This is a genomic window from Bradyrhizobium lablabi, assembly GCF_018129385.1.
Classification (GTDB): domain Bacteria; phylum Pseudomonadota; class Alphaproteobacteria; order Rhizobiales; family Xanthobacteraceae; genus Bradyrhizobium; species Bradyrhizobium lablabi_C.
Map to the genome: position 1 here is coordinate 26,643 of NZ_JAFCLN010000034.1, position 11,665 is coordinate 38,307.

At 61.2% G+C, this 11,665-nt stretch carries 10 protein-coding genes; 7 read left to right on the forward strand and 3 right to left on the reverse strand.

Features of this window, described 5'->3' with window-relative positions:
* Nucleotides 1–42 precede the first annotated feature (42 nt).
* From JQ628_RS33515 to JQ628_RS33540, 6 genes are all read left to right on the forward strand, one after another.
* Entirely contained in the window at nt 43–918 is an 876-nt protein-coding gene (locus JQ628_RS33515; RefSeq protein WP_212230666.1) for a branched-chain amino acid ABC transporter permease, read from the forward strand.
* Nucleotides 919–1,022: 104 nt separating this feature from the next.
* Entirely contained in the window at nt 1,023–2,174 is a 1,152-nt protein-coding gene (locus tag JQ628_RS33520; RefSeq protein ID WP_212230669.1) for a branched-chain amino acid ABC transporter permease, read from the forward strand.
* Nucleotides 2,171–2,929 (forward strand): ABC transporter ATP-binding protein, encoded by a 759-nt coding sequence (locus JQ628_RS33525; RefSeq protein ID WP_212230670.1) that lies wholly within the window; start codon nt 2,171–2,173, stop codon nt 2,927–2,929. Before JQ628_RS33520 ends, JQ628_RS33525 begins: the two co-directional genes overlap by 4 nt.
* 10 nt (nt 2,930–2,939) lie before the next feature.
* Nucleotides 2,940–3,719 (forward strand): ABC transporter ATP-binding protein, encoded by a 780-nt coding sequence (locus tag JQ628_RS33530; RefSeq protein WP_212230672.1) that lies wholly within the window; start codon nt 2,940–2,942, stop codon nt 3,717–3,719.
* Nucleotides 3,720–3,839: 120 nt separating this feature from the next.
* The gene (locus JQ628_RS33535) at nt 3,840–5,678 is read left to right on the forward strand and encodes an AMP-dependent synthetase/ligase (RefSeq protein WP_212230674.1); all 1,839 of its coding nucleotides are present in this window, start codon (nt 3,840–3,842) and stop codon (nt 5,676–5,678) included.
* Nucleotides 5,679–5,807: 129 nt separating this feature from the next.
* Nucleotides 5,808–7,007, forward strand: a complete 1,200-nt coding sequence (locus JQ628_RS33540; protein ID WP_212230676.1) for an ABC transporter substrate-binding protein — start codon at nt 5,808–5,810, stop codon at nt 7,005–7,007.
* Nucleotides 7,008–7,164: 157 nt separating this feature from the next.
* On the opposite strand, the gene JQ628_RS33545 is transcribed toward JQ628_RS33540, so the two are convergent.
* The 3 genes from JQ628_RS33545 to JQ628_RS33555 all read right to left on the reverse strand — a co-directional run bounded on the left by JQ628_RS33545 (nt 7,165) and on the right by JQ628_RS33555 (nt 11,271).
* Nucleotides 7,165–8,214: an MBL fold metallo-hydrolase gene (locus tag JQ628_RS33545; RefSeq protein WP_212230678.1), complete on the reverse strand. Its 1,050-nt coding sequence runs from the start codon at nt 8,212–8,214 to the stop codon at nt 7,165–7,167.
* A gap of 647 nt (nt 8,215–8,861) precedes the next feature.
* Nucleotides 8,862–11,036: a PQQ-dependent dehydrogenase, methanol/ethanol family gene (locus JQ628_RS33550; RefSeq protein WP_212230680.1), complete on the reverse strand. Its 2,175-nt coding sequence runs from the start codon at nt 11,034–11,036 to the stop codon at nt 8,862–8,864.
* Entirely contained in the window at nt 11,014–11,271 is a 258-nt protein-coding gene (locus tag JQ628_RS33555) for a hypothetical protein (protein WP_212230682.1), read from the reverse strand. Before JQ628_RS33555 ends, JQ628_RS33550 begins: the two co-directional genes overlap by 23 nt.
* A 155-nt stretch (nt 11,272–11,426) precedes the next feature.
* On the opposite strand from JQ628_RS33555, the gene JQ628_RS33560 reads away from it, so the two are divergent.
* Nucleotides 11,427–11,665: hypothetical protein (locus JQ628_RS33560; protein ID WP_212230684.1), on the forward strand; the 239-nt coding region annotated here is incomplete at its 3' end.

Sequence of the window (11,665 nt, forward strand, 5' to 3'; positions counted from 1 at the left end):
GATCGCAAAGAATCGCGCCGCATCGGGGGAGGGACATCTGCAATGCTGGACTTTGTTCAGCAGTTGGTGAGCGGTATTGCGCTCGGCTGCGTCTACGGCCTGATCGCGCTTGGCTTTGTGCTCATATACAAGGCAACCGAGGTCGTTAACTTCGCCCAGGGCGACCTGATGATGCTGGGCGGGTTCTTCGCCTTCACCTTCATCGGCCTGATGGGCCTCAATTACTGGATCGGCTTTGCCGGTGCCGTGATCGCGATGGCGCTGTTCGGCATGCTGACCGAGCGCGTGATCGTGCGGCCGATCCTCGGCTACCCGCAATTTTCCGTCATCATGGTGACGATCGGGCTCGGCTATTTCCTGCGCTCGATCACCGGCATCATCTGGGGCACCGACGATTTCAAGATCGATACGCCGTTCAGCCAGGGCGTGCTGCGGATCGGCTCGCTGGTACTGGCCCACGACAAGCTGTCGGTGATCGCGGCCACCATCATCCTCTGCGCGCTGCTCTATCTGTTCTTCAACCGCACCACGCTCGGCACCGCGATGCGCGCGAGTTCCGAGAATATGCTGGCCGCCTATTACATGGGCATTCCGGTCAAGCGCGTGGTCTCGATCGTGTGGGCGATTGCCGCTGCGGTTGCGACCTTTGCCGGTGTGCTGCTGGCGCCGATCACCTTCATTCATTCCAACGTCGGCCTCGTGCTGGGATTGAAGGCGTTCCCGGCGGCGGTGCTCGGCGGCTTCGGCTCGATCCCCGGCGCCGTCGTTGGCGGCATCCTGATCGGGGTGATCGAGAGCATGGCCGGCTTCTATCTGCCGCAGGGATGGAAGGACGTCGCGCCCTACATCGTGCTGCTCGCAGTGCTGCTGCTCAAGCCTGAAGGCATTTTTGGCCTTCATGTCCGCAAGAAGGTTTAGAGCATGATCCGAAAAAGTGGGAACCGGTTTTTCGAGAAGATCATGCTCCGACAAAGAGATGAGACCTTGATCCGATCTCATCGGATCAAGGTCTAGGGGACAGCATGCGCTTTATCTTCAAGACCGATTACGAAGACGACATCCGCCTGTTCCCGCATTCGGGCTACGTCTGGTCCTACGGCACGCTGCTGTTGCTGCTGGCGATCGCGCCGTTCGTGCTCTCCAGCTATCTGATGAGCCAGTTGGTATTCGTCTGCATCTACGCCACCGTCGGGGTGGGACTGTTGATCCTCACCGGCTTCACCGGCCAGGCCTCGCTCGGCCATGCCGCGTTCCTTGCGATCGGCGCCTATACCACCGCCTATCTGCAGCAATACAACGTCCCCTTTCCGGTCTACTTCCTCGCCGCCGGCCTGTTGACCGGCGTGGTCGGGGCGCTGGTGGGTTTTCCGGCGCTGCGGCTCCAGGGCATTTATCTCGTCATCGCCACCATCTCCTTTGCCTTCATCGTCGAGGAGATCCTGGCGCGTTGGGAAAGCGTCACCCACGGCAATGAAGGCATGCGGGTCAAGACGCTGACGCTGCTGGGTACGGCGGTGCCACGCGACAGTCCGGCATTCTACTTCCTGTGTCTCGGCGTCTTGATCCTGACCATCGTCGGCTCGCTCAACCTGTTGCGCTCGCCGACGGGCCGCGCCTTCGTCGCCATCCGCGACAGCGAGACCGCCGCGCGGAGCATGGGCGTCAACGTCGCGCTCTACAAGGTGAAATCATTCGCGATCTCGGCGGCCATTACCGGAATGGCCGGCTGCCTGTATGCGCACAAGCTTTCCTTCATCTCGCCGGAAATGTTCACGCTTCAGCTCTCGATCGAGTTCATCATCGTGATCCTGATCGGCGGCACGTTCAGCCTGCACGGCGCGGTGCTGGGCGCGATCTTCCTCGTCATGATCGATCCGTTCCTGACCTATCTCAAGGACGACATGCCCGGGATCATCGCCAACGTCGCCGCTGCGTTCGGCGCGAGCAAGGCGACCGCGTCGAACATCCAGAGCAACGTCGCCGCTTTTGCCTCGGCCAACGGCCTGAAAGGCGCGATTTACGGCGTCATCATCATGTTGTTCGTGCTGTTCGAGCCGCTCGGTCTCTACGGGCGCTGGCTGAAGATAAAGCTCTTCTTCCAGCTCTTCCCGCTCTACAAGCGCGCCACCTTCAAGCGGCAGAAGATCTACGTCAAATCGGAGCGGAACCGATGAGCTACTTCCGGGCCGAAAACCTCTCGCTGCATTTCGGCGGCCTGAAAGCGGTCGATGCCGTCAGCTTTGCGGTCGAGAAGGGCGAGATCCTCTCGATCATCGGTCCCAACGGCGCCGGCAAGAGCTCGATCTTCAACCTGATCTCGCGCATCTATCCGCCGACTCACGGCAGGATTTATTTCGAGGATCAGGACATCACGCAGGAGCCGGCCTACGACATTGCCAAGCTCGGCATCGCCCGTACCTTCCAGAACATCGAGTTGTTCGAGAATGCCACGGTGCTGGCCAATCTGCTGGTCGGCCGGCACCGCCATTCCACCACCCAGCTCTGGCAGGAATTGCTGTTCCTGCCCAATGTGCGCGCAGCAGAGAAAATGCATCGCCGCCGGGTCGAGCAGGTGATCGAATTCCTCGATCTCGAACCCTACCGCGAAAAGCTGATCTCGGGACTGCCCTATGGCGTGCGCAAGGTGATCGAGCTGGCGCGCGCGCTATGCACCGAGCCGAAGCTGATCCTGCTCGACGAGCCGTCTTCGGGACTGAACGTCGAGGAGACCGAGGACATGTCGTTCTGGATCCGCGACATGAAGACCGAGCTCGGCATGACGGTGCTGATGGTCGAGCATGACATGACGCTGGTGAACCGGGTGTCCGACCGCGTGATCGCGCTGAACTACGGCAAGGTGCTGGCGATGGGCTCGCCGTCCGAAGTGCAGCAGCACCCGGACGTCGTCGCTGCATACCTCGGCGCATGAGGACGATGGCATGAGCACCTCCGACATCATCCTCAAGCTCAGCAACGTCGAAAGCTATTACGGACCGATCCAGGCCATCCGCGGCATCAGCCTGGAGGTGCCTCGCGGACAGATCGTGACATTGCTCGGCGCCAACGGCGCCGGCAAGACCACGGTGCTGAAGACCATCTCGGGCATCCTCGATCCACAAAAGGGCTCGATCGAATTTTTGGGCAAGTCGATCCAGCGCATGGAGGCCGACAAGATCGTGCGGCTCGGCCTTAGCCACGTGCCGGAAGGGCGCGAGGTGTTTCCGTTCCTGTCGGTGCGCGAAAACCTGATGATGGGAGCCTATCCGCGCAAGGACCGCGACGGCGTCGCCGAGGACCTCGAGCGGGTCTACGGCTATTTTCCGCGGCTGAAGGAGCGCATCGACCAGCGCGCCGGGCAGCTTTCCGGCGGCGAGCAGCAGATGCTCGCGATCGGCCGCGCGCTGATGAACCGGCCGATCCTGCTGTTGCTCGACGAGCCGTCGCTCGGCCTGTCGCCGATCCTGGTGAAGGAAATCTTCAACATCATCCGGCGCGTCAACGACGAGCAAGGCATGTCGATCCTGCTGGTCGAGCAAAACGCGAAAGTGGCGCTGGAGACCGCGCATTACGGTTACGTGCTGGAGATCGGCCGTGTCGTGATGAACGACACCTGCGAGCGGCTGATGAATTCCAAGGACATCCAGGAGTTCTACCTCGGCGCCAAGGAACAGGGCGCACGGGGCGAGCGGCGCTGGAAGAAGAAGAAAACGTGGCGTTAGGAAGCAGTTGGGCCAGTAGCGTTAACAAGGACTTGGCGCTAGATTCGGGCTCCGTTCCGCGACAACAAGACCGGCATAAGCTGGCAGGTGGAACGGGTTCAGGCGAGGGAGGAGACAGGCATGGCCGGACCGGCAATGCTGACGGTCGCTGACACGATCGCAAGGAGCTTTCTGCTTTCCGTGGACAGGCGCGGAGACAGGCCGGCGATTCGCGAAAAGAAATTCGGCGTCTGGCAGGCGACGAGCTGGCGCCAGTGGCTGGAGATTTCCCGCGACATCGCCTACGGCCTGCATGCGGTCGGCTTCCGGCCGGGTGACGTCGCTTCCATCATCGCGAACGCCGTCCCCGAATGGGTCTATGCCGACATGGGCATCCTGTGTGCCGGCGGCGTTTCCTCAGGTATCTACCCGACCGATTCTGCCGTACAGGTCGAATATCTCATCAACGATTCCCGCACCCGCGTGGTGTTCGCCGAGGATGAAGAGCAGCTCGACAAGCTTCTGACCTGCCGTTCGCGCTGCCCGACGCTGGAAAAGATCGTCGTCTTCGACATGGAAGGCCTGCACGGCTTTTCCGATCCGATGGTGCTCTCGCTCGCCGAATTCACGGCGCTGGGGCAAAATCACCGGCAGGACCATGCGGCGCTGTGGGACGAGATGGTCGGCAGCCGCCGCTCGGACGATCTCGCCATTCTCGTCTACACCTCGGGCACCACGGGCCCGCCCAAGGGCGCGATGCATTCCAACCGCAGCGTGACGCACCAGATGCGCCACGCCAACGATTTGTTCCCTTCGACCGACCGCGAGGAGCGGCTGGTGTTCCTGCCGCTCTGCCACGTCGCCGAGCGCGTCGGCGGCTATTACATTTCGCTGGCGCTGGGCTCCGTGATGAATTTTGCCGAGAGCCCGGAGACGGTGCCGGACAATCTGCGCGAGGTGCAGCCGACCGCGTTCCTCGCGGTGCCGCGGGTCTGGGAAAAATTCTATTCCGGCATCACCATCGCGCTGAAGGATGCGACCCCGTTCCAGAACTGGATGTACCGGAAGGCGCTTGCGATCGGCAACCGCATGACCGACTACCGGCTCGAAGGTGATACGCCTCCGGCGTCCTTGCGCGCGGCGAACCGCATCGCCTACTGGCTGGTGTTCCGAAACATCCGCCGCATGCTCGGGCTCGACCGCTGCCGCTTGGCCTTCACCGGCGCGGCGCCGATCGCGCCGGATCTGATCCGCTGGTATCTCGCGCTCGGCATCGACATGCGCGAGGTCTACGGCCAGACCGAGAATTGCGGCGTCGCCACCGTGATGCCGCCGGAGCGCATCAAGCTCGGCTCGGTCGGCAAGGCGGCGCCCTGGGGCGAGGTCGCGATCTCGCCGGAAGGGGAAATCCTGATCAAGGGCGATTTCCTGTTCATGGGCTATCTCAACCAGCCGGAAAAGACCGCTGAGACCATCGATGCGCGCGGCTGGCTGCATACCGGCGACGTCGGCTCGATCGACAACGAAGGCTTTGTGAAGATCACCGACCGGATGAAGGACATCATCATCACCTCGGGCGGCAAGAACATCACGCCATCGGAAATCGAGAACCAGCTCAAATTCTCGCCCTACGTTTCGGACGCGGTGGTGATCGGCGACAAGCGGCCGTATCTCACCTGCCTCGTGATGATCGACCAGGAGAATGTCGAGAAATACGCGCAGGACCACGACATCCCCTTCACCAATTACGCCAGCCTGTGCCGGGCGGCTGCGATCCAGGATTTGATCCAGCGCGAGATCGAGGGGGTGAACGCCAACTTCGCGCGCGTCGAGACCATCAAGAAATTCTACCTGATCGAGCGCCAGCTCACGCCGGAAGACGAGGAGCTAACGCCGACCATGAAGCTGAAGCGAAGTTTTGTGAACAAGCGTTATGCGACCGAGATCGAGGCCATGTATGGCCAACGGGCGGTGGCTTAGAGCATGATCCGGAGAAGTGGGTACCGGTTCTCCGAGTAGATCATGCGCAAGTAAGTGGGGGAGAGAAAGGCGAAGGAAACGAGAAGGCCCGATCCTTCGCCCAACACGGGCCAACAAGAGGAGACTGCAATGACGAAAACGTTCAAGGCGCTCGGCCTTGCGGTGGGTGCCCTTGCGCTGACCCATCTGCCGGCTGCGGCCCAAACCAAGGTCACCAATCAGGGCATCTCGGCGGATGAGATCGTGATCGGGACCCACCAGGATCTTTCCGGACCGATCAAGGTCTGGGGCGTTCCGGTGTCCAACGGCATGAAGATGGCGGTGGAAGAAATCAACGCCGCCGGCGGCATTCAGGGCCGCAAGATCAAGATGATCCTGGAGGACAGCGGCTACGATCCGAAGCGCGCCGTGCTGGCCTCGCAGAAGATGGTCGAGCGTGACAAGGTCTTCGCCATGGTAGGCCCGATGGGTTCGCCTACCGTGCTCGCCGCGCAGGACGTGCTGTTCGACGCCGGCGTGCTGCAACTGTTTCCGCTCACCGCCGCCGAATTCACCTTCAAGTTCGATCCGGCCAAGCCGCAGGAGCGGTTGAAGTTCAACAATCTCCTGCCCTATGTCGAGAGCACCCGCGCGGCGCTCAAGCACATGATCGAATGGAAGGGCTTCAAGAAGCCCTGCGTCATGCATCAGGACGACGAGTACGGCAAGAACGTGCTTGACGGCTTCAACCAGCAGCTCGTGGCGATGAAGATCCAGCCGGCCTCGATCACCAGCTACAAGCGCGGTGTTTCCGACTTCAGCGCGCAGGTCGCCAAGATGAAGGCTGACGGGTGCGACCTCGTCGTGCTCGGCACCGTGATCCGCGAGACCATCGGCGCGATGGGCGAAGCCAAGAAGCTCGGCTGGGACGTCACCTTCCTCGGTGCCACGCCCACCAACGTGCTTGAAGTGCCGACGCTGGGCAAGGAAGCGGTCGAAGGGCTCTATGCGGCGTCCGGCTTCGAGATTCCGTACGAAGACACCGCCAAGGGCAAGGTCAAGGACTGGCTCGCTAACTACAAGAAGATGTTCGGCTCGGATGCCAACACCCAGGCCATTATCGGCTACAACGCGGTGATGACCTTCGCTCACTACGCCAACAAGGCGGGCAAGGATCTTACGGGGCAGAAGATGCTGGACTCGCTGGAGTCGGGCGACAAGTTCCTCGACATCTTCTCTTCGCCGCCGACCAAGTTCTCGAAGACCGACCACCTCGCCAACACCATCACCCAGGTCCAGCAGATCAAGAACGGCCGCTGGGTCCTCGTGAAGGAAGGCCTGATGTTCTGATGGCGTGCGTAGGGTGGATTAGCGAAGCGTAATCCGCCGCTTTGGCTAGATGACAAAGGGCTGCGCGATTCTCTCGCGCAGCCCTTTTCTTTTCTCCCTTGCCCACAAGCGGGCCGAGGTGACCTGGACCAGCGCGTGCCCGGGCGATTGCGTGCCTTTACAGGTGTGAAGGCTTCAATCGTAAATTCCGTGCATGGAGAATCCCGAACGGATCCTCGCGGTGGGCCAGCCTCCGATAGGTGGTCAGGTCGTCCCCTTGCAACAACGGTGCCTCGCCACGCCGCCCGGCAGAGCCCAAGCCTGGTCCCAGCGGCAGCGAGGTGCCGACACCCGCATAAAGATATCGGTCGCCGAAAGCCTGTTTCAACGCTGCGAAGGTCGGCTCTCCGGTGCAGTGACCCGGAGCGATGTTCTCTACCTTGAACGTGTCCTTGAGCGCGGCCACGATCTTGGCAATGGTCTCGTCCGGTGCGACGACGAGGTGGAAGCCGCCGGTGATCAAACGAATTTTGGGATTGATCGCCGTCGCCGCCTCCACGATCTTTTCGATGCCCGGATGCGAGCAGCCAACCACGAGCACCAGGCCGTCCGGGGTGTTCACAGCCAGCGATAACTCTTTGAGCTCCTTCGTGCCGGGGGCGTCGGACACAAGGGCTATCAACGTAATACCCGGGGCAATTTCCGTCGTCTTGTCTATAAGCTCGATGTTGGCTCCCTGCCACGCGGTGCCGAATTTCATGACTTCCGGCGGCTTGCCGTCGTAGTAGCGCATCTGTGGCGCCAGGGATTCGTCCTTTCTGTAGAAGCTCGATGGCAGCGACGAGCCGTAAATGCCGAATCCTTCCCTGGGTGCATAAATCTTCACCGCAGGATTCACGCTCAGAACATGGTTCAGCCCCGCCATATGGTCGGAATGGCGGTGAGACAGAACGACGAAATCGATGTTGGCAAGGTCAATACCCCTAGCCTTGACGTTAGCTGCGAAGATGTCCCGATCGTTGCCTGTGTCGAACAGGATTCGTTTGCCGGCGGTCTCCACGAGAGCGGAGAAGCCCCAATCCTTTTTCATCGTGGCGTCGGCACCGAAAGCATCATAGAGGATGGTGATCTGGCTGTTGGGCTCAGCCGCGGCCATGCCAGTAGCGGCGACCACGGCAGCGACGCCGGCAAGTGCGGCCGAAAAGAACAATGTTGCGCGAAGCTTCATGGAAGTTCCTCCTCTTCGAGAGTTCCCCCCTTTGAGTTTACTGTCGCGGCCTTGGGCGAATTTGCTATTGGGCTCCTGTGCCAGGCTCGGCGCCACGCGGATGATATTTTGGTCTATGCTGCGACACCAGATGGAACAGGTGGCTAGCCTTTGCGCGGGCAATGCAAAGACTGAAGCGACCGAACGTTAGCGGTCTTTGGAACCTCCGCCGCGCTGTACGCCTCGAGTATGGATGAATGTCAGCACCGCTGCCAATGTGGCGGCAGATCGGCCATATAGTGCCGTCATGACCTTTGCCCATTACGCCAACAATGACCGGCGGTCAGAAGATGTCGGACTCGCTGGAGTCAGGCGACCAACTCCTCGACATCTTCTCTTCGCCGCCGACAAAATTCGCCAAGACCGATCGCCTCGCCAACACCATTACGGATCAAGGACGACCGCTGGGCTCTGGTGAAGGAAGGCCTGATGTTCTGAGGGCTGAGATCTCCAATACATAGAAGGGCTGCGCGAGATGATCGCGCAGCCCTTTCTCTTTCTCCGTCATTGCGAGGAGCGCAGCGACGAAGCAATCCAGCTTCTTGTTGCGGCAAAGCTGGATTGCTTCGCTTCGCTCGCAATGACGGCGACTGGCGCCGCCGCGCCTACTATTTCGGCCGGATCGCGTCCGCGGTGCCCTGGATGAACGCCTGTAGTTTCGGGATATCCTCTTCTTTCAGCTTGCCGGTGAAATCCGGCATGCCCTGGTCACGGAACGGACCCTTGAACACAAAGTCCTTCAGGTTGGCGATGGTCTCCTTCGAGACGTAGCCGAGGTTGGGGACATTGCCGCCTTTGTCGACGCCAGGAACGCCGTGGCAGTAGACGCAGTTGCTGATATACAGCAGCGTGCCCTCGCCGACATGTTTGGGATCATAGGGCACGCCCGCGAGCAATCCCTCGGTTTGATACTTCACGAATTCCGGCGCCGGCGCGTTGCCGTCGATTGCAAAGGTGTAGACCGTGCCCGGGCTGCGTGTTTCGGTCGCGCGCTGCATGATGCCGTACACGCCGCCCCAACCGACAGCGATCGAGACATACTGCTTGCCATCGATCATGTAGGTGGAAGCCGCCGCCACCACGCCGCTGCCGACCGGTCTCTCCCACAGCTTTTCGCCTGTCGTCGCGTTGTAGGCGACGAAGCGTCCGTCCGCAGTTCCCTGGAACACGAGATTGCCCGCGGTGGTCAGCGTGCCGCCGTTCCACGGCGAGACATATTCGGTGCGCCAGGCTTCCTTCTGCTTCACCGGATCCCAAGCCAGCAAGCGGCCGAAAGGCTTGGACTTTGGCATGTCTTCTGCCGCGCCAAAGCCGAGATTCCAGCCAAGACCGGAATGCGGCCGCCCCGCAACGTTCTCGTTGTGCTTCCACTTCTTGTCTTCGACCATACGCGCGGGAACGTGCTGTGCCGGCAGATAGACGAGGCCGGTCTGCGGATTGAACGACATCGGATGCCAGTTGTGGGCGCCGTACGGCCCCGGGATGGAGTCGAACGGCTTGTCGGTGCGCGCTTCGGCGGTTTCGATCGGCCGTCCGTTGGCGTCGTACCCGGACGCCCAGGTCACATCGACAAAGTTCTTCGCCGAGATGAACTTGCCGTTGGTGCGGTCGACCACGAAGAAGAAGCCGTTCTTCGGCGCGTGCAGGATCACCTTGCGCGGTGCGCCGTCGATATTGATGTCGGCGAGGATCATCGGCTGGGTGGACGTGTAATCCCAGTTGTCGCCGGGCGTTTCCTGGTAGTGCCAGATGTATTTGCCGGTGTCGGCGTTCAGCGCCACCAGCGAGGCGAGGTAGAGATTGTCGCCGCCGGACGGGCTGCGCGCGTTGCGCGCCCACGGCGAGCCGTTGCCGGTGCCGACATAGACCATGTTGAGATCAGGGTCGAAGGTGATGGTGTCCCAGATGGTGCCGCCGCCGCCGTTGACCCAGTACTTGCCGGATGGATCCCAGGTCTTGGCCGCCGCCGCCATCGAGTCGTCCTCGAACGGCTTTGACGGATCGCCGGGCACGCTGAACCACCGCCAGGACTGGTTGCCGGTCTCTGCATCATAGGCGGTGATGTAACCGCGCGCGCCATATTCGGCGCCGCCATTGCCGATCACCACCTTGCCGTTGAACACGCGCGGCGCGCCGGTGATGGTGTAGGAGTGCACCTTGTCGATCAGCGTGTCCTTTTCCCAGACGACCTTGCCGGTGACCGCGTCGAGCGCGACCAGACGGCCGTCATAGACGCCGACATACACCTTGCCTTTCCAGAGCGCGACGCCGCGGTTGACCACGTCGCAACAGCCTCTATAGCCCTTCTCCTTGTCGACCTTCGGGTCGTAGCTCCACAGCCTTTTTCCGGTGCGGGCATCGATCGCATGCACCACGCTCCAGGACGCCGTGACATACATGATGCCGTCGACGACCAGTGGCGTCGCCTCGACGCCGCGCGAGGATTCCAGCGGATAGCTCCACATCAGGCCGAGCTTTTTGACGTTGTCGGTATTGACCTGGTTGAGTTTTGAAAAGCGCGTTTCCGCATAGTCGAGGCCGATGGTCGGCCAGTCGTTATTCGTCGCCATGTTGGCCTTGATCGAGGCGCCGTCGACCGCCGAGGTCACCGCCTTGATGTGCTCGGGCGATCCCTTGGTCTGCGCGGCAGCGGTCCCGGCCGAGAGCGCAAACGCAAGACCGATACGCAGCAGGGTCTTGGCGATTCGCGGCGGTCGATCGATGTGCGGGGATGTGGTGGGGAATAAACGGCAAGCAGAATCAACGCGCGGCAAACACGTCATCTCGTCCTCCCAGTGCGATCTCTAACGGATCGGTGCGCAACGATGGTAAGCTTGCGAGAATGGAGGCGTCAATCAATGCGCCGGCGCGAAATGCAAAAAGAGAAAATCCGTTCGCCATTTTTTTCGTCCAACGAAATGCGAAGTGGCATGCCAGCCGCGCCGCAATATGGGCGTGCAGCGTGTTGACGCAAGCGGACGCAGTTCGCGGGATCATATCGAGCGCGGCCGGCGTCACGGGCAGTTGAAAGCGGTGTCCGAAAACAACAATCGGCGAACGGCACGGCGACCTAGAACGCTAACCCGGCTTGCAGGAGCCGACGCGCCCGGTGATCTCGTTGCGAGGCTCGTCTGCAAGTCCTGGCTGTAGCATCATGCAAGAGGTTTCTGACGATGTCCGACGATCTCAACCTGAAAGAACGTCCGTCGGCGGGTGCAAAAAACGGCACGGAAGTGTTTTCTCCGCAGAACGATCTGCGTCCGACGAACGAGTTCCTCACCGAGGTTTCCGGTGATGCGGCAGACTACTGCGTCATGCGATGCACCCTTCCCGCAGCAGGGCTATCGCATATGAGCGAGGACTCGATGAGGCGACTTCGTTGTGGCCATCCTTCGAGACGCCCGCCTTTGGC

Excerpts from the sequence above, each read along its gene's own strand:
- JQ628_RS33520 (WP_212230669.1), top strand. The coding sequence starts at position 1,023 with ATGCGCTTTATCTTCAAGACCGATTACGAAGACGACATCCGCCTGTTC.
- JQ628_RS33530 (WP_212230672.1), top strand. The coding sequence starts at position 2,940 with ATGAGCACCTCCGACATCATCCTCAAGCTCAGCAACGTCGAAAGCTAT.
- JQ628_RS33550 (WP_212230680.1), bottom strand. The coding sequence starts at position 11,036 with ATGACGTGTTTGCCGCGCGTTGATTCTGCTTGCCGTTTATTCCCCACC.
- JQ628_RS33540 (WP_212230676.1), top strand. The coding sequence starts at position 5,808 with ATGACGAAAACGTTCAAGGCGCTCGGCCTTGCGGTGGGTGCCCTTGCG.
- JQ628_RS33535 (WP_212230674.1), top strand. The coding sequence starts at position 3,840 with ATGGCCGGACCGGCAATGCTGACGGTCGCTGACACGATCGCAAGGAGC.
- JQ628_RS33525 (WP_212230670.1), top strand. The coding sequence starts at position 2,171 with ATGAGCTACTTCCGGGCCGAAAACCTCTCGCTGCATTTCGGCGGCCTG.
- JQ628_RS33545 (WP_212230678.1), bottom strand. The coding sequence starts at position 8,214 with ATGAAGCTTCGCGCAACATTGTTCTTTTCGGCCGCACTTGCCGGCGTC.
- JQ628_RS33515 (WP_212230666.1), top strand. The coding sequence starts at position 43 with ATGCTGGACTTTGTTCAGCAGTTGGTGAGCGGTATTGCGCTCGGCTGC.